The organism is Streptomyces avidinii, assembly GCF_014650695.1.
Taxonomy (GTDB): domain Bacteria; phylum Actinomycetota; class Actinomycetes; order Streptomycetales; family Streptomycetaceae; genus Streptomyces; species Streptomyces avidinii.
Map to the genome: position 1 here is coordinate 469,295 of NZ_BMVL01000005.1, position 16,812 is coordinate 486,106.

The 16,812-nt window shown below is 70.9% G+C and carries 21 protein-coding genes; 13 read left to right on the forward strand and 8 right to left on the reverse strand.

Annotated features, from left to right (window positions below; genetic code table 11):
• Positions 1–12 precede the first annotated feature (12 nt).
• Positions 13–468, reverse strand: coding sequence for an STAS domain-containing protein (locus tag IE257_RS15840; RefSeq protein WP_189969002.1), 456 nt, complete (start codon positions 466–468; stop codon positions 13–15).
• A 277-nt stretch (positions 469–745) separates the two neighbouring features.
• Between IE257_RS15840 and IE257_RS15845 the strand changes: the two genes are divergently transcribed.
• From IE257_RS15845 to IE257_RS15860, 4 genes are all read left to right on the forward strand, one after another.
• A complete protein-coding gene (locus IE257_RS15845) occupies positions 746–976 on the forward strand; it encodes a DUF6480 family protein (protein WP_189969004.1) in 231 nt (76 codons plus the stop codon).
• Between the two features lie 97 nt (positions 977–1,073).
• On the forward strand, positions 1,074–1,835 hold the full coding sequence (locus IE257_RS15850; RefSeq protein WP_189969006.1) for a HemK2/MTQ2 family protein methyltransferase: 762 nt from the start codon (positions 1,074–1,076) through the stop codon (positions 1,833–1,835).
• Positions 1,819–2,082, forward strand: coding sequence for a CDGSH iron-sulfur domain-containing protein (locus IE257_RS15855; RefSeq protein ID WP_229920389.1), 264 nt, complete (start codon positions 1,819–1,821; stop codon positions 2,080–2,082). The genes IE257_RS15850 and IE257_RS15855 overlap by 17 nt, the downstream gene beginning before the upstream one ends.
• Complete coding sequence (locus IE257_RS15860; protein WP_189969008.1) at positions 2,082–3,158, forward strand: iron-containing redox enzyme family protein; 1,077 nt, start codon at positions 2,082–2,084, stop codon at positions 3,156–3,158. Before IE257_RS15855 ends, IE257_RS15860 begins: the two co-directional genes overlap by 1 nt.
• 27 nt (positions 3,159–3,185) lie before the next feature.
• Here the strand turns inward: IE257_RS15860 and IE257_RS15865 are convergent, their stop codons facing one another.
• Entirely contained in the window at positions 3,186–3,545 is a 360-nt protein-coding gene (locus tag IE257_RS15865) for an STAS domain-containing protein (protein ID WP_189969010.1), read from the reverse strand.
• 240 nt (positions 3,546–3,785) lie between these two features.
• Here IE257_RS15865 and IE257_RS15870 point away from each other — a divergent pair, with 240 nt between their 5' ends.
• A complete protein-coding gene (locus IE257_RS15870; protein WP_189969011.1) occupies positions 3,786–4,247 on the forward strand; it encodes a DUF5709 domain-containing protein in 462 nt (153 codons plus the stop codon).
• 111 nt (positions 4,248–4,358) lie between these two features.
• On the opposite strand, the gene IE257_RS15875 is transcribed toward IE257_RS15870, so the two are convergent.
• The gene (locus IE257_RS15875; protein WP_189969013.1) at positions 4,359–4,700 is read right to left on the reverse strand and encodes a HopJ type III effector protein; all 342 of its coding nucleotides are present in this window, start codon (positions 4,698–4,700) and stop codon (positions 4,359–4,361) included.
• Between the two features lie 137 nt (positions 4,701–4,837).
• Between IE257_RS15875 and IE257_RS15880 the strand changes: the two genes are divergently transcribed.
• Positions 4,838–5,035, forward strand: coding sequence for a hypothetical protein (locus IE257_RS15880; RefSeq protein ID WP_189969291.1), 198 nt, complete (start codon positions 4,838–4,840; stop codon positions 5,033–5,035).
• On the opposite strand, the gene IE257_RS15885 is transcribed toward IE257_RS15880, so the two are convergent.
• Entirely contained in the window at positions 5,032–5,940 is a 909-nt protein-coding gene (locus IE257_RS15885; RefSeq protein WP_189969014.1) for a LysR family transcriptional regulator, read from the reverse strand. The two genes, IE257_RS15880 and IE257_RS15885, sit on opposite strands and share 4 nt — an antisense overlap.
• Positions 5,941–6,057: 117 nt before the next feature.
• Between IE257_RS15885 and IE257_RS15890 the strand changes: the two genes are divergently transcribed.
• The 3 genes from IE257_RS15890 (at position 6,058) to IE257_RS15900 (ending at position 8,312) form a co-directional block, all read left to right on the forward strand.
• Positions 6,058–6,786 carry an SDR family NAD(P)-dependent oxidoreductase gene (locus tag IE257_RS15890; protein WP_189969016.1) on the forward strand — a complete coding sequence of 243 codons (729 nt, stop codon included), beginning with the start codon at positions 6,058–6,060 and terminating at the stop codon, positions 6,784–6,786.
• 36 nt (positions 6,787–6,822) lie between these two features.
• On the forward strand, positions 6,823–7,029 hold the full coding sequence (locus IE257_RS15895; RefSeq protein ID WP_189969018.1) for a tautomerase family protein: 207 nt from the start codon (positions 6,823–6,825) through the stop codon (positions 7,027–7,029).
• A gap of 260 nt (positions 7,030–7,289) precedes the next feature.
• Complete coding sequence (locus tag IE257_RS15900; protein ID WP_189969021.1) at positions 7,290–8,312, forward strand: hypothetical protein; 1,023 nt, start codon at positions 7,290–7,292, stop codon at positions 8,310–8,312.
• 55 nt (positions 8,313–8,367) lie between these two features.
• Here IE257_RS15900 and IE257_RS15905 read toward each other — a convergent pair whose 3' ends face one another.
• On the reverse strand, positions 8,368–8,733 hold the full coding sequence (locus IE257_RS15905) for a hypothetical protein (protein WP_229920390.1): 366 nt from the start codon (positions 8,731–8,733) through the stop codon (positions 8,368–8,370).
• 293 nt (positions 8,734–9,026) lie between these two features.
• The gene (locus IE257_RS15910; protein WP_189969023.1) at positions 9,027–9,515 is read right to left on the reverse strand and encodes a lamin tail domain-containing protein; all 489 of its coding nucleotides are present in this window, start codon (positions 9,513–9,515) and stop codon (positions 9,027–9,029) included.
• Positions 9,516–10,753: 1,238 nt separating this feature from the next.
• Between IE257_RS15910 and IE257_RS15915 the strand changes: the two genes are divergently transcribed.
• The 3 genes from IE257_RS15915 (at position 10,754) to IE257_RS15925 (ending at position 12,982) form a co-directional block, all read left to right on the forward strand.
• Entirely contained in the window at positions 10,754–10,963 is a 210-nt protein-coding gene (locus IE257_RS15915) for a hypothetical protein (protein ID WP_189969024.1), read from the forward strand.
• 70 nt (positions 10,964–11,033) lie between these two features.
• A complete protein-coding gene (locus IE257_RS15920) occupies positions 11,034–11,723 on the forward strand; it encodes a restriction endonuclease (protein WP_189969026.1) in 690 nt (229 codons plus the stop codon).
• Between the two features lie 404 nt (positions 11,724–12,127).
• Positions 12,128–12,982 (forward strand): hypothetical protein, encoded by an 855-nt coding sequence (locus IE257_RS15925; protein WP_189969027.1) that lies wholly within the window; start codon positions 12,128–12,130, stop codon positions 12,980–12,982.
• 266 nt (positions 12,983–13,248) lie between these two features.
• On the opposite strand, the gene IE257_RS15930 is transcribed toward IE257_RS15925, so the two are convergent.
• On the reverse strand, positions 13,249–14,322 hold the full coding sequence (locus tag IE257_RS15930; RefSeq protein WP_189969028.1) for an alpha/beta hydrolase family protein: 1,074 nt from the start codon (positions 14,320–14,322) through the stop codon (positions 13,249–13,251).
• Positions 14,323–14,407: 85 nt separating this feature from the next.
• On the opposite strand from IE257_RS15930, the gene IE257_RS15935 reads away from it, so the two are divergent.
• Positions 14,408–15,370 (forward strand): ArsR/SmtB family transcription factor, encoded by a 963-nt coding sequence (locus tag IE257_RS15935; RefSeq protein ID WP_189969029.1) that lies wholly within the window; start codon positions 14,408–14,410, stop codon positions 15,368–15,370.
• Between the two features lie 138 nt (positions 15,371–15,508).
• Here the strand turns inward: IE257_RS15935 and IE257_RS15940 are convergent, their stop codons facing one another.
• Positions 15,509–16,090, reverse strand: coding sequence for a dihydrofolate reductase family protein (locus IE257_RS15940; protein ID WP_189969030.1), 582 nt, complete (start codon positions 16,088–16,090; stop codon positions 15,509–15,511).
• Positions 16,091–16,812 lie beyond the last annotated feature (722 nt).

Genomic DNA, 16,812 nt, shown 5'->3' on the forward strand with positions numbered 1-16,812 from the left:
AGCCGGTCGGGCTCAGGACAGCACCACGTGGCGCTCCGCCGGCTCTCCTGCGTCCGCCGGGTCGTGCGTGCCTTTCTGCCCGGCCCGGGCCTCGCCGATGAGCCGTGCCAAACGGCTGCGGGCCTCCAGGTCGGCGCAGAATTCGGCGGCGCCCGCCGAGGGCGTCCTCATCGTGATGTCGACCTTGCCCGCCATGTCCACGAGACGCGTCGGCTGGTGTCTCAGCCCCATGACCAGGAGTGCCGTCCGGCTGCGCCGGCTGCGCGCGCGCAGGGACGAGATGAAATGGAGAGCGGCGGTGTCCATGAAGGTGACACCGCCCATGTCCACCACGACCGCCGCGTCGGGCGGCAGCGTGCGCAGCAGCAGACTCAGATCCGGCCGCACCGCCATGTCGATCTCGCCGGTGAGCGTGACCAGGAGGGTGGCGCCACCGAGCGGTACCACGGTTGCCTCGAAGGACTCCATGGCGTCCTCCCTGGGCCGAGTGGCTGTCGCCGAACCTTTCCCGGGCACTGCACGCGCACGGCTCGTAGCCGTGCCGGAGGGCAGGGCGGCAGGCCCCGTCCACATACCCATGTGATAGACCCCGGACCCCGCGAAGCGCAACCTCTCCAGCCGTCGGTCCGCGAGGAGTGAGCGCACGGGTGGCGGGTAGCCGCCGGGTACCCGTGCTTGCTCCTGCGCGCCGGGCCGGCCGGCCCCGCGCTTCGGCAGGCAAGGTGGCTTCGAGGAGGTGCGCTCCATGTCCGCAGCCAACCCTGACCCGCGTCCGCGGACCCCGTCCGGCACGCCGGAGAGACGCGGTGTCCCGCCGGGCGAAACCCCGCCCGGGGAATCGAGCACCGGCTCCGGGGCGGGCCCGTACCGGCCCCTCTCACGCGGCTGGGCCATGGGGCCCCTCGTGTTGATCTGCCTGCTCGCCCTGGTGTGCGCCCTGTTCTTCCTCGCCTACGCCATCGTCCTGGACCTCTGACCGGCAACACGGAAGCCCCCGGCCGCCACGCACGGTGCGGGTGTACGACCCGCCGGAGCATCTTCCGTTCGATCCTCCGAAGATCGGTCTCGGTCGCATGCGCCGCCCCCGCCGGGGCAGCCGCACCGTGTCGACGATCCTGGAGGTTCCGGTGTCCACCACGACGGCTCATACGGCCGGTACGGCCCCGAAGTCGGGCGCACTGCCCGGAGGCCTCCTCGCCCTGCCGGGTGTCTATCGGCCGCAGGCGGACACCCGGCTGCTGGCAGAAGCGCTCGCGCAGGAGCCTCTCGGCCCGGGTTCGCACGTGCTGGAGATCGGCACGGGCACGGGCGGACTGGCCCTGCAGGCCGCCGACACCGGCGCGCGGGTGACGGCGGTCGACGTGTCCTGGCCCGCCGTGGTCACCGCCCGCCTCAACGCGCTGCGCCGCAGGCTGCCCCTGCGCGTCGTGCACGGCGACTTCGCGGAACGTGCCGCCGGTCGCCACTACGACCTGGTCGTCTCGAACCCACCCTACGTACCCGCCCCGGGCGTCCGGCTGCCGTCGCGCGGGCCGCGGCGGGCCTGGGACGCCGGCCCCGACGGGCGTACCGTCATCGACCGGATCTGCGCGAGAGCCCCCGGCCTCCTGCGGCCCGGCGGCGTACTGCTCATGGTGCACTCGGGGATGTGCGGGGCCGAGGAGACCGTCCGCCGGCTGGCAGGGGAGGGCCTGGCGACCGAGGTGACGGCGAGGGCGTCCGTGCCCTGGGGGCCCGTGCTGCGCTCGCGCCGCGGATGGCTGGAGCAGCAGGGCCTGGCCGCCCGGGCCGAGGACCGCGAAGAGCTGGTGGTGATCCGTGCCCAGTACCTCTGACAACGACCCCCCGATTGCCGCACCGGTCCCCGCGCCCGCCCGCCGGGTGTCCGTGGATCCGCAGGGACCGGTCCTGGTCGAAGGCCCCGTCGAGATCCTCCTGGACGACGGCACGACCGTCCGGTCCGACCGCTTCATGGTCGCGGTGTGCACCTGCCGCCGCAGCGGTACGTACCCCTGGTGCGACACCAGCCACCGCCGCCGCGAGCGACCCGCCTCGCCGGCCCCCGACGACAGGAACGCGTGATGCCCCCTCCCGGTCGCCTCTCGACTGCGCCGCCCCCCGTCCGCCGTGCGAGCGCCGGAGCGAGCGGCTCCCGGCCTCCTCTCGTCGAAGAGCGGGGAGAGCTGTCCGCGGCCGTCACGCGGGCCCTGCGGTCGGGCGGCCCACCCGTGCCCGGCTCCGGCTCCCGCTCCGACTCCGTGCAGAGGGCCGACCCCTACGGCGAGGACCTCCAACTCGCCCTCTACCTGCTCTACGAACTGCACTACCGCGGCTTCGACGGCGTCGACGACGAACGCGAATGGGATCCGGATTTGCTGCAGCTGCGCCGGGCGATGGAAGCGCGCTTCCTCGACGCCCTGCGCGCCGACCTGTCCGAGGGCCCCCGTTCGGTCGAGGACGCCTTCGCCCCGCTCCTGGTGGAGCCCGCAGACCTCTCCGGAAGCCTCAGCCACCACCTCCAGCACCGGGGTGAACTGTGGCAGCTGCGGGAGTACGCGGCCCTGCGCTCCCTCTACCACCTCAAGGAGGCGGACCCCCACGCCTGGGTGATCCCCCGGCTCACCGGACGGGCCAAGGCGGCCATGGTCGCCATCGAGTACGACGAGTTCGGCGCCGGTCGCGCCGACCGCATCCACGCGCAGCTCTTCGCGGACCTCATGGCCGACCTCGGGCTGGATCCCACGTACGGACGCTACCTGGACCGCGTCCCGGCCTGCCTGCTCGCCACCGTGAACCTGATGTCGCTCCTGGGTCTCCACCGGGCTCTGCGCGGCGCGCTCGTCGGCCACTTCGCCTGTGTGGAGGTCACCTCGTCACCCGGCTCCAGGCGCCTGGCCCGGGCCATGCGGCGCTGCGCGGCCGGGCCCGCCGCCGAGCACTTCTACGCCGAGCACGTGGAGGCCGACGCCGTACACGAGCAGGTGGTGCGCCACGAGGTCATCGGCGGGCTGCTCGCGGCGGAGCCGGACCTGGAGGCGGACGTCGCCTTCGGATGCGCGGCCACCGTCCTGCTGGAGGACCGCCTCGCCTCGTACATCCGCGAGCACTGGGACCACGGCCGCAGCGCGCTGCGCAGCCCCTTGCCGCCGCAGGAGTGACGCGGCAGGGGCTGCCCGGGCGGCAGACTAGGCCGCTGCCGCCCCCACCGTGGCCGACAGGGCGGCGACGGCCAAGGGGATGGTGGTGTGGACGTCCGGCGCGTGGGCTCCGGCGCCGAGTCCGAGGACGCGGCGGGCTTCCGGGCTGGGAGTGACCACGGCCGCCGTCGTGCCCGCCTCGCGGCAGATGCGGATCGCCCGTGAGACGGTGCTCACGGCCGAGGGACTCAGTGCGCCGTCGGTCAGTTCGAGCACGACCGGTGAGGACCGGTGTGACGACAGGAGGCGGTCGATCGCGCACGCGGTCGTGGCGCGCCTGTCGATGTCGAGATCGGCCTGCAGACGGATGATCAGCACACCTCGGTCGGTCACCTTGACGGGCAGCACGGACACTCCTTCGCTACGGGACTCACACCTGCTGGGTACCTGCCCGCCTGCCCGGCCCCCGCGGTTGTATGCGCACGGATGGCCGACCGCGGGCCCGGCGTAATGTGGATCTCATACCTCTGGGGACAGGGAGTCGCCCCGTCACCCGCCGAGGGTGCGGACGGAATCCCACCGATCCGCGTGAGCGTCGTATTTCCGGGGAGTGGCCAGGAGAGCGCACGGTGTGAAGGAGGACAGATCATGAGCGAGACCAGTGCCCGCGGCGACGACGTCTACCAGCCGCAGCCGGAGGCCGAGCCCTCCGAACTGCAGCCGGACATGGACGACAGCCTCGGCGAGCTCGGGATGGACGCCCTGCTCGACCAGGGGTACTCGCCGCCCGAGCGGCCCCACGCGAGGGAAGGGGACGACACCACCGGCGAGGGGCAACGGCGGGGGGAGAGCCTCGACGAACGCCTCGCCAGGGAACTGCCCGAGCAGGAGCCCGCGGCGGGGGACGGCATCGGGGACCTGGCCGACGGCGAGGGCGAACCCGTGGACGCACAGGCGGGCGGCCCGCGCGCCGGACGGCTGGCGCCGGTCGCCGCCTCGCCCCACATGAACTCCGTCCTCGCGCACGACGTGGGGATCGACGCGGGGGCCGCCTCGGCCGAGGAAGCCGCCGTGCACGTCATCGAGGACCTGGACGAGGACGAGGCCTAGGTCCTGTCCGACGGAACGTGCGACCGTCTGCTCGCCCGGTCGCCCGGTCGCCCGGTAGGGCCGGCCGGTGATGAGTTCGAGGCCGACGTCGTATCCGCCGGATTTCGCTGTTCAGCTCTTGCGGGCCAACGGTTGCCCGGCGAAGCGCACCCCTGCCAGGCCATGGACCAGGAGGTTGCGAATGTTGCCGTGATCGGTGTCGTTCGGCGTCGCCAGCACGCTGCGACAGTGCTCACCGAATGCCTGCAGGGCTTCTTGGTCGGTCAGTCCTTCCAGCAGGGCCAGTCCCAGCGTCTTGCAAGAGCCCTCGTTCTCACCGGCGGCATTTTCCAGTTCCCCGTTGCGGAACGCCTGCGGCTGGTACTCGTAATGCGCGGCGATGAAGGCCAGGGTGGCGGCGAACTCGTGCTCACCCGACGCGAGGCTTGCCCGCAGCGAGTTCAGATCAGTCATGTCGGTTCCCTCGGGTTGAGCAGACGATTCGATTGCCGTCCGTGACCGGGGGACAATATCTCCTTGAGGCCGGCCGGCAGGAATCGGGCCACATGGCGGAACGAGCGGTATCTCCGCAGGTCACGATGTGCTTCTGTGTGACCCGCCGAGAGCCGGTTCGGGGCCGGGCGATCGGCCGCACCTCGTGGACCGCATGGCTGGACGCGATCCGGCCGGAGCCCGGCGCGGACCTGGCGGCGGTCACCGCCGACGACGCGGCGAGGCGGCGGCGTGGCGAGGCGGCGGCGTGGCGCAAGTCGACGCGGGCCGGGCACGATCCGAAGGAGACGGCCTAACCGCTGATCGGGGCGGTGAGGCGGCCGGTGAGCTCCTCGACGAAGGCCTCGATGTGGGGCGGGCGTTGCCCGGTCCGGGTGGCGCAGAACCACGTGCGGGTCAGCGGCTGCTCGCCGATGCGGACCAGCGCGAGGCCGTGCGAGGACACGTACGGGGCGGCCACCCAGTTGGGGAGGACCGTCACGCCCTGGCCGCCCGCCACCATCTCGATCACCAGGTCGGTCACCACCGGCATGGTGGTGATCCGGCCGGGCCGGGCCCCGGCCGGGATCGGCAGCGGCATCGACGGGATGCGGTTCTGGTCGTAGCCGTCATAGAGGACCAGGTCGGCGCCGTCGAAGTCACGGGCGGTCAGGTGCCTGCGGGAGGCCCACGGGTGTCCGGCGGGCACGACGGCCATCATCTCGTCGTCGAACAGCTTGGTCAGGGACACCCGGTCCATCTGCAGGTCCGGCTTGGTGACCAGCGCGACGTCGACCAGGTCGGCGAGCAGCGCCGGGATCGGGGCGTCGTCGGCGACGGTCTCGATGCGCACGTCGATGTCCGGCTCGCGCTCCCGGAAGGCGCGCAGGACGGGCGGCAGCCACGGGAAGGTGGTGCTGCACTGCGCGGTGAAGCGGACCCGGCGGCCGCGCCCGTCGCGGATCTCTCGTAGGTCCCGGGAGGCCGAATCCAGTTCGCCGATGATGTGGCGGGCGGCGACCAACAGCCGGCGGCCTGCCGCGTTGGGCACCAGGCGGCGGCCCTTGCGGTCGAAGAGGGGCATGCCGAGGCGGGCCTCCAGCCGGGTGAGCCGCTGACTGAGGGCCGGCTGGCTCACGTAGAGCCGCGCCGCGGCGGCCGTCAGTGAGCCGGCCTCGGCGGTGGCGTCGAGAAGCTCCAGGTCACGCAGGTCCACATCCATAACCTGGGATTATCACATGCTCCAATCTACGTCGTGGTGTTATGGGTTGAAGGTTCATAGGTTCTTGGGTGTCAGCCGGACGAACCAGTCCGCCGATCCACCCGAAAGGCACCCGCCATGACCACTGCTCTCATCACCGGATCCTCCAGCGGCATCGGACTGGACATCGCCCGCGCCTTCCTGGAAAGCGGCGCCCACGTCGTCCTGAACGGCCGGGACCCCGAGCGCCTCGCCAAGGCCGCCGCAGGACTCGGCCATCCGGAGCGGACCGCGTGGGTCGCGGGCAGCATCGCCGAGCGGGAGACCGGCGAGGCCCTCGTCCGTACGGCGCTGGAGCGCTTCGGCCGCGTCGACGTCCTGGTCAACAACGCCGGCACCTTCGCGTCCAAGCCCTTCACCGACGTCACGGAGGCCGAACTCGACGGCTTCCTGACGGGCAACCTCAAGGGCACCTACCTCACCACCCAGGCCGTGGTGCGCGCCCTGCGTGCGCAGGGCGAGGGCGGCAGCATCGTCAACATCGGCACCGTCCTGGTGGACCACGGGCTGGCCGGCTTCCCGGCCTCCGCGCCGGTGGTCAGCAAGGCCGGCGTGCACGGGCTGACCACGAGCCTGGCCGCCGAGCTGGCGGCCGACGGCATTCGCGTCAACCTCGTCTCGCCCGGCATCATCCGCACCCCGCTGCACGGGGGAGCGGACGTGGACACCTTCGGCGGACTCGCCCTGCTCAACCGGGTCGGCGAGACCTCCGAGATCGCCGAGGCGGTGCTGTACCTCGCGGGCGCCGGCTTCGTGACGGGCCACGCCCTGCGCGTAGACGGCGGCCACGTCACCGGCCGCTCCTGACCACCCCTCACTCCCCTCTCCCGGAAGGACTTCCACGTGCCGTACGTCAATGTCAAGATCACCCGTGAAGGCGCCACCGCCGCCCAGAAGGCCGCGATCATCGCCGGCATCACGGACCTCCTGGTCAAGGTCCTCGACAAGGACCCGGCCACCACCTTCGTCCTCATCGACGAGGTCGCTCTGGAGGACTGGGGCGTGGCCGGCGTCCCCACCGACGAATACCGCCGCCGCGCCCGCGGCTAGTCCGTCTCTTGCGGATCCTGCCGGGCCCGCGAGGCCCGGCACCGCACCCGGCCGCGCTGTCGGGGCGCCCAAGTACGTCCAGTGCTTGGGTGTTCCCCCGCTTTCTTTGCCGAGCGCACTGAAGTCGACGTGGTCACCGGTCCTGCCGGTTGACCGTGCGTGGCAATCGGTACCCAGCCTCCACACAGCACACGAGCCGAGCCGGAGGACACCACGGGCTCTTAGGATCTTCTTAGGACCGCTTCCTAGTCTCGCAGCCCATGACGACCCGACAACTGTCTGCCGTGCTCGGCATTCTCCTTACTTCGGCCCTGGCGCACACCGGCCTCGTTCCGGTGGCCGCGGCGGCTCCCGCCGGCTCCGGCCCCGACCACGCGTCCCGGCCTGCGGCCCCGGCCCAGTACCTCTACTCCTCGATCGGGGACTTCGATACCGAGGTCAAGCCGTTGGCGGACCGGTCCGACATCGCGGGTGTCCAGGTGGTCGTGCCGTGGAAGGCCCTGGAACCGCAGAAGGACCAGTACGACTTTTCTGCGATCGAGGAGGCACTCACCTACCTCCAGGCACGCCACAAGAAGCTGTTCGTCCAGGTGCAGGACCGCTTCTTCAGCGCTCCCACACGGCTTCCGAACTACCTGCTCACGGACCCGGCGTACGGAGGTGGCGCCGCGGCGACCACCAACGAGAACGGACTGGGGCCCGGCGAACCCGGAGCCGTCGCAGCCCAGTGGAACCCCGAGGTGCGCCGACGCTTCCAAAGCTTGCTCAAGGCGCTCGCCGACCGTTTCGACGGGCGTCTGGCGGGGGTGAACCTTCCGGAGACCGCTACCCAGGTGGATCTGGGCAAGGACCACAGCGGCTACACGGACGAGTCGTACTTCCGGGCCGAACTCGACAACATGGCCTACGGCGCCAAGGTCTTCAAACGGACTCAGTTCATCCAGTACGTGAACTTCTGGCCCGGTGAGTGGAACAACGACCGCGGCTACATGGAGAAGACCTTCGAGTTCGCCAAAGCCCACGGTGTGGGCCTCGGCGGACCCGACGTCCTACCGAACCGCCCGGCGCAGATGGAGAACTCCTACCCCTTCTTCGAGCGGTACCGCGGGCAGCTCCCCATGGTGGCGATGGCTGTGCAGGAACCGGACTTCGAGTACACGAACCCCTCGACCGGCAAGCCCTACACCAAGGAGGAGTTCGTGGACTTCGGCGGTCGGCGCCTGGGCGCGGACGTGATGTTCTGGGCGACGAACGCACCCTGGCTCCACCGACCCGCGTCCTGAGGCACTCATGAGGCACCGGGCGAGTCCCGCCGTGGACAGGAGCCGCGTTTCACGGTCAACGGCGGGCGGTGATCCATCGGACGAGGGCTGTGTTGGTCGCGTCGTCGAGTGCCGACAGGGTGTGGATGGCTGCCAGGTCGCCGGGGAGTGGTGGAATGCCGACGGTGGTCAGCACTGAGTGGAGGTCCAGGCGGCGGCGGTCCCAGGCGTGCAGGGACCAGGTGCGGCGTGGGTCGGCCGGCTGCTGGTGTGCGCGCGGATTCCATTCGGTCGGGGGAGGAAGCGTGTTCTCTTCGCCCGGCTTCTGTGGAGGGTCGTCGCAGGGTGTGGGCTCCACGCTGTCGGCGCCGGGGAAGCGGTAGGGGTCGAGGGCCAGCTGGGGGATCGTGGCCGCTGATGGGGAACAGTGCCAGGGCTCCACAAGAACCTCCTGGGTCGGATGTGCCGCTGCTGTTTCCGGAGTGAGTGATCGGAGCCCGCCTCCTGCAGCGGAGGTGGGCCAGGGGCGTCGGTACGCGCCGAAACCGGGTCCTGCCGCACCGGGGGTGGATCTGCCGGTGCTGCGGCGTACGCCGCGGATGTGGGGTGCCGGCCTGCTGGTGCCGGGGTGGATCCGGCGCCGGGTTGTGTCGGGGGCGGCGTGCCGCGGCTGGTTGCCGCGGCACGCGGTTGTCGGCAGTTCACTGCCCCCGACGGTGTGACTGCCGGCCCGGGTCAGCGGCGGTGGTTGTCGTGGTGTCCGCGGTGGCCCCAGGACTCGGTGTCGATGACGTTGCCGCGGGTGTCGCGGAGGGTGGCGGTGTCGCGCTCGTCCCAGATCTGGTGGTGGCGGTCCTGGTAGACGTCGCGGTGGGTGTCGTGTCCGTTGCCGGTGTGGACCTTGATGCTGGAGCGGCCTTCCAGCCGGAGGTGGTTGAAGCGGTAGCGGTTGCCCTGTTGGTCGGTGAGCGTGAATCCGCGCAGGTTGACGGCGTTGCGGCCGATGTTCTTCACCTCGACCCATTCGCGGTTCAGGGCGCGGTTGTCGCGGCCCCGGCCGTCGTGCTGGACGTCGCCGATGACGATGGAGGAGTGCTGGCCGCGGTGGCCGTGCCGGTCGTCGTCGTGGGCGGCGGCCGGGACGGCGGCAGCGCCGACCAGGGCGCCGGCGGCCAGGGCTGCCGAGAGAAGGCGGCGCAGTCGGGTGGCGGGAGAAGCAGACATGCAGATGGCTCCTTGAACGGTCGGGCCTGTCCGGGCCTGTCCGGGCTTGTGCAGGCTGTTCGGGCCTCGTGCGGTTCCCGGCGTCCTGCCGGGAAGCGACACTCTGGCCCGCACCGCGGCCAACCGCCACAACGTGTGATGTGTGTTTCTCAATGCGGACATGTCCGTAACTCTCCCTTGTAAGAGGCAGACGTCAGGGCCCGGTTGACGCGAACGGGGCGGGACCGGGGGGCAGTCCGCGGGATGTCGAAGCCAGGGGTTTCAGCCACATAAGCAGTTCATTCACGCCAGACCGTGTGCTGTGCGCCGAACGGGTTCCGGGTCACGTAACAGGTACTTCTCCTGTTTCCTCGCACACAGCTACGTGCCCCCGCGCTGATGTGTGGGGCCGGCGCCGCCAGCGCTTCGACAGCCCCGGCAGAACCCCGCCCGAACACTGCACAAGATCCGCCCCCTCACGCACGACGGCGAATCCCGCGTCCGCCCGGGTCGGCTGCGCCCGACCGGCTGGGGACGGACCCCGACCTGGAGGTCCGTGAACAGGCAGTCAAGGTCCTCCTCCCACCCCGTCCGCGGCTGATGGACGCCGGGATCCGCAGAAGCTGACACTGTCGGACGGGAATCGGCGCGACGCGATCAGTCGCCGTTCACTACCGTCACTTCGGAAAAGGACGTGGACACGGCGCTGGCCAAAAGGGGATCGCGGCTCATTACCGTGGACGGCACCTCCAACCGGCCGCACCCGAGTAACCGGTTCGGAACGCACCGCAGCCCGGTCCTGCCCGCCCAGGTGGCTGACGGCATCCGCGCCGCCCCCGCCGGCGGCTGGACTCCGGGGAACCCCGGCTCGCCGTTCTGCCTCGACCCGTCGGCCGGCTCCGTCTCGTCCCACTGACTCACCCGCACTCAAGGACTCACCGACCCGGCCACGGGCGAGTCCTTCTACGCCCCTTGCCGGTCGCGAGCGTGGACGCCAGGTCAGACGGGCTCGAAGCCAGGTGTTGCCGGGCCGATGTTGCCCGCTTCGGGGGAGCGGCAAAGGCCCCGGGTGTACAGCGCTCAAATCAGCGCCTCTGCGGATCGCGGCCCACGTCTCGGGGGCCATGGAACTCAATTCGGCCAACACGTTGCATTGCCGCCAATCTCCGGCAATCCAGCCACACTTCTGCTGACCTCCAGCTACACAAGAAGCCGGGGGCTGTCGTCCGCTGCCCCGATTCCGGCGGGGGGATGGGCGCTTGCTGACGATCAACGTGGCAGTACTGCTGGTGATCGTCGTCGTGCTGCGGCTGCGTCGGCGCACCGAAGCCCGGAGCCGGTTCGACGAGAAGACGACCGTAGTCATCGTCCTGGCGCTGGGCATCATGCTCGCCCCCACCGACCTGGGCCAGGGCATTGCCGGCTTCCTCGGCCAGCTCGTCAGCGGCGTGTCCCAGGCGGGCCAGTGATCCCGGCCGACTCCCTTCGCACACGGCTCGGGCGGCATACGGCGGACTCCCCGCCGGCGCGGTGGGACCGGTGAGCGGGCGGCGTCGTCCGGTACGGCGGTCCCGGCGGCGGAAGAACCAGCACCTGGAGCAGGTGCTCCTGGCCGCGTTCGCGGCCACGGTCGTGCTCGGCCTGGTGGCCGCAGTGCTGCGTTGGCTGGCTGAGCATCCCTGGGTCGTGGTCCTCGCAGTCCTGGCAGCGGCCGGGGTGGGCGGGGCCTGGATGCGGCGTCGCAGGGAAGCAGCACGGTGGGAGCAGGTTCGCGCGCAGGGCCTGCGCTACGCGATGGAGCAGCTGGACCATCTGCACCACACGCAATTCGAGTTCGCAGTGCGCGACCTCATGCACCGGGACGGATGCGCGGACGCGCAGCGGGTCGGCGGACGCGGCGACAACGGCGCGGACGTGAAGGCAACTGATCCGTACGGGCGGCGCTGGGTGATCCAGTGCAAGCACCGCAAGGCAGGCTGGTCCGGGAAGCCGGTCGGCACCCCCGATCTCCACGTCCTGAACGGCACGGGCCGGCAGGTCCACAACGGCGACGTTCTGGTCATGCTGACCAACGGCCGGATCACGAGCAACGCCGTGGACTTCGCCAAGGACCAGCGCCTGCACCTGGTGGACCGCCGGGTGCTCGCCGAGTGGGCCGCCGGCTCCCGCCCCCTGTGGGAGGTGCTGCGCGCGGTACCTCCGCCCAGGCGCCAGTCCCCCCTCTCCTAGGTGTGGGCGGGTACTGCGGCCTGAGCGCGATGTGCGTGCCCGGCGTTGTCAGTGGGCGGGTCTACCTTGGGAGGTTGGCGGCCGAGCGGGCCGTCCGGGTTACCCCGGTAAGTCAGATCCTACGAGGGCCCGGCCACCGGCCGGGCCCCCTCGTCATGTCGTACGGCCGCGGACAGCGGCACCGCAGAGGACGGCACGTTCCTCCAACTGGCTTGGACGCGCGCCCGCCGAGCGCGAGATCCTCGGCGGCCGGCGCAGTCCGCCCCACCCAGGGTGCAAGGCAGCGGCGGTCACGGAAGCTCGCCTTCGCTGCCCGGCCGTCGTCGGGGTCTCGGCCCGAGACGGAACGTACGATGGGACATCGGGCCTAACGGAGAGCTGCGAGGACTCAAGTGGCCGGCGAAATGAGCAAAGAGCTGATAGTCGGCCCCCGCAGTGAGCGCGTGCGAGTGGAGCTCGCGGAAGCCGCCGCCTGGAGCGCGTACGCGGCGGAGCTTCGCGAGGTGCTCGGAGCCGCGATTGGGAAGAGCGGCGCAGACCTCTTGGAGGTGGGCGGGCTGCTGGTGAGCGAGCCCCTTCCCGAAGAGCGCCGCGGCCTGCGCAACGGTGCGGAGGTCCGGCCGTCGCAAGCGATAGGTCTCGCCGAGGGAATGGCAGCCGGGCGCGGGCCGTATTGTCAGCTCACCGCGCCCGGGAGACTTCAGATCGAGGCGGGATGGGACGGATCGATACACCTCTTCACCACACCGGCGGTGGCCGCCGATCTGGCTGGACTCCATGGTGAGGGCGTGACGTTCCTGTGGCGAGACGCGGCTCCTGAACCCATAGAGGTCTCGGACCCCGTCGACACCGTCGCGGACGCGGGTTTCTGGACGAGGGTGGCGGAGGCGTCCGAGCGCCTGACCCTGGTATGCGAGCGCTGGGCGTACGGCGCTCACGGGTGCAGATGGTTCCGCGTGACTCCGGAGAGAACAGCCGAAGTGGCCCGACTACTGCGGCCGCGCTCGCTGGTTTGCGTGGCCGTCGAGCCGGAGCTGAACCCCCGAGCGGAACTGCTGCAAGACGACTTCACCGCCTTCGTGGCCCCGCTGCCGCACGGCGAACTGGCCCACCGGAACTACCCCGGTGGAGCCGACACACTCTCCGAGGTCACGGATGACGGTTTCTCCCTCATGCTGGCCGATGCGGTGCTGGGCGACTGGTGCGCCGTCGTACCGGACACGGGGGGTGGCCAGGGGGCAGTGGGAGACTCCGGGTGAGTAGTTGAGGTACGGAAGATCCCCGGCGAGAATGATCCTGCTGGGGTTCGCCCACCTCCTACGAGCTCCGAGCTGAGGGGGACGGCGCCGGACCGCAGCTTTCTCCGGTCGGGGTGTGGTTGTAGGGGGCGCCTGGGGAGACGCCGCGGGCGCCTGGGCCTGGTCGCGGTGGGTTGATCACTTGAGGGTGCCATCGTTTGACGACGGACGACCGGCGCCCCGCAGTGCGGCCGCATCAGGCCACCGGCCGCCTCCTCGTAGTTCCGCTACAACAGATGGCCGGTGAAGAAGGTCCCCACCCGGGCCCGTACCTCGGCGAGTGTCACTGCAGGATCGCCGGTGCCGATGAGGGCGGCTCGTGCTGTCGCTGTCACAAGACCGGCGGTCTGGAGGCGTGCGACGAGCGAGCCGTAGTCGGTGAACGCCCAGTGGTTCGCGTCGGCAAGCAGCACGCGGTGGCCGGGAAGGCTCGCCCAGGAGGACTCGATGCGGGCGGCGCCCTCGAATCCGTCGGTGCGGAACAGCAGCAGTGGCCGGTCGGAGACGGCCGGCGTCGGGTACAGGTCGAGATAGCCCTCCAGGTTCGCCACCGCGCCGACCCTGCGGTCGCCACCGGCCGCGTACACCGCCGCCGTGCCGCCTGCGGAGTGCCCGTACAACCCGATCCGACAGGAGTCCATGACCGGTGCGAGCGGCAGGTCGCCGAGCCGGTCCAGGACCAGGCGGAGGTCCGCGATCCGGGTGTCCACCATCGTGCGGAAGGTCGCCGGGTCCGGCGCTCCGATCAGGACGGTCGTCCGCATCCCGGTGGGCAGCTCCACCTGAGAAGCGTCACCGGGGTGGTCGACGAGGACGACCACTCGGCCGTGGCTCGCCAGGTCCTCGGCGAGGGTTGTGCCGAGCGTGCGGGAGTCACCGCCGCCGGGTGAGTACACCAGTACCGGACGCCGCCCGGGCAGCGGCGGCGCGCCCACGTACCCGTGGGTGAGGACCGCGCCCCAGTCCACCGCCCCCGGCTCCGGCAGACCGGGATGAACGTGCGGCGCGTACTCGGCGAACACCCCGGCCTCGTCCGGGGTGAGCTGCGGGGCCCTGGAGAAGCCGCGGACCGATCGGGCCGGGTACAGGACGGTCAGCATCAACTCCCGCACGCCGCCCACCCACGGGTCGGTACGGGCCGGGTCCGTCAGATGGACCGTCTGCATGCCTACGGGGTACGGGCCGGCGGGCGCGGGCAGCCGGAGGATCGAGCGGCCACCGGAGGCGGACGCAGCCGTTGGCAGCAGGGCGGCGGTACTCCCGAATAGGGTGCCTTTCAGAAGAGTGCGTCGAGAAGTCATACGAACATCCTTGGGGCGGGGGCCGCCACGATGCGAAGGTTCAGGCCCTGGCCGAAAGGCTGGCCCAAGACGAGGAGTTGTGAGAGTGCTGCGAATCCATTTCACCGCAGAGGACTTCGCCCGGATCCGCTTCGCACCCCGCCCGGCGCCGCTCCAGGAGCTGCACGCCGCCCTGACGACAGCCGTGACCCGGCGTGGCGGGCCGCTGTTCGCGCCGTGGCGCGGCCGCGTCCTGCGCTCCCTCCCGGCCGCAGCCAACCCGCTCGCGGACCTGGTTCCAGCAGGCCACCCGCCCTCCTTCCTCGACGTCATCGGTGACACCATGGCCGACGGCTTCGAACAGATCCGCGCCACCGGCCCCCGTCTCGTCCGCTCCGAGCTGGAGCGGGTCCGGGTCTACGCGGCGGTGCCCGCGCCTCGCTGGATCCGCGGCCTGCACGCGGGCGACGAGACGGCCTGGCGCACCCTGCACCGCGCCCAGCAGGCCGCGTACGAGACGGTCCTCGCCCCGGTCTGGTCCGTCGTACAGGATCTGCACCGTGAGGAGTTCACCCACTACGCCCTGACGGTCGCCGAGCACGGCGTGGCCGCCACGCTGACCGGCCTGGCCCCGGGCAGCCGACTCCACGAGGGTGTGTGGGAATGGCCCGACGCAGCGCCGGACCGCGACGTCTGCCTCGACGGGCGCGGCCTGGTTCTGCTGCCCACCTTCCACCACCCGGCGGGCCCACTTCTTCAGGACCCCCCGGGCCGTCCCGCAGTCCTGACGTACCCGGCCGGTCCCGGGCTCCCGCCCACTGCGGGGCGCCCGGTCGTCCCCGCCGAGACCCCGGCCGCCGTCCTGGGCCGTACCCGGCTGGAGGCCCTGCGCCTCCTCGCCGAGCCTCACACCACGACATCCCTGGCCCGCGCCCTCCGCGTCAGCAACGCGACGGCCTCGTCCCACGCGGCGGCACTCAGATCGGCAGGCATGGCGACGACGACCCGCACAGGCCGCTCGGTCGCCCACCAGCGCACGGCCCTCGGCACGCTGGTTGCAGGCGCCTGATCGCCGTAGTTCTCCACAAGACGAGCGGGCCCCGCCCCGCAGGTGGAGTATCCGACCACGCTCGCGGAGTAAGTCGGCAAGGAGCGGTTCGAGGCCGAGTGCGCCAAGGCGAGAGCCGGGTGTCCTCCTCGCGATCGGTCAACGGCGCACCCGGTAGCGCAGGTGAAGGACGCGGTTGCCCTGAATCACCACGTCGGGATCCTCCAACAGGTGCTGCGCGTGGACCGACCCGAAGAAGCGCTTGCCGGACCCGAACACGACGGGTACGACGTCCATGCGCACCTCGTCGATCAGGCCCGCGGCAAGCACCTGGCCACCGACGTCGCCAGCGGCGACCTCGACCATGCGGTCACCCGCAAGCTCCTGCGCCTTGGCCATGGCTGCCTCGACGCCGTCGACGAAGTGAAACGGCGCCTCGGGGTCCCAGCCCTCGGGCTCCGGCCGGTGCGTCACGACGACCACGTGGTCGATCCCGCCCGGAGGCTTCCCGTCCCAGCCGTCCGTCAGGTCGAAGACGTGCCGCCCGACGATCGTGACTCCGATCCGGTCCCAGTACGGCCGGGTGTAGTCGTAGGACGTCTGCGACACCTTCAGCTCGCCGCTCTCGTCCAACGGGACGTCACCGCTGGACAACCAGTCGAACAGTGGTCCGGGCTGGTCATTCTCGTCCGCGACGAAGCCGTCCACCGACACCGAGCTGTACATGACCACCTTGCCCACGGGGCTCTCCTCTGCTTTGGGGTGCCCCAAATTAGCGTCTGGGCCTGGTCGAAGCAGCCTGCGCCACAGGCGAGGTCGCCCCGGTCGATCGGTCCGGCGGGGTTGATCGCGAACACGGTGGCGGCGAAACGGTAGGCGCGGGCCAGCCGCTTCGGCGTGACACCGATGAGTTCCTTGAACCGCTGCGCCGGATGAGTGCTGCTGACACTGACACTGACACCGGCTGCCACGTTCAGGTCGCCGATAGCCGCCGCCCCGCTCGCCCTTGCCTACGGCGTTGCACCCACCTCCGCCGCGCCGCACCAGGCCGAGGACACGGAGGTCTGGAAGCTCCGCTCGTCACGTCATCGGATCAGTGGTCCGGAACGGATGCAACTGTCCAGGCCTCGATCAACGGCGACCCGAGGGGTAGCACTCCGTTCCTCGAGCTCAACAAGGACGGTGACGGCTTTGCACACCAGACGGTGCACGAGAACTTGCCTGAGTTCAGACGGTCATACCGAACCGAAGCGGTCCGACGCCGACAGTCGGCGCATACGACCACTCGTCCCGTTCGGCGACTCCGAATTCGGCTTCGGTCTCGAACGCCATAGTCGCTCCTCTGGAGAATCTGAGCACTTGCCGGTCGCCCATCATGCCCATCGCCGACCGGCAGGCCGCCGGGTGCCGCCGAGCTCGGGCAGGTCACTCAGGGGTGACCGAGGTATGCGCCGAAGGGGCAA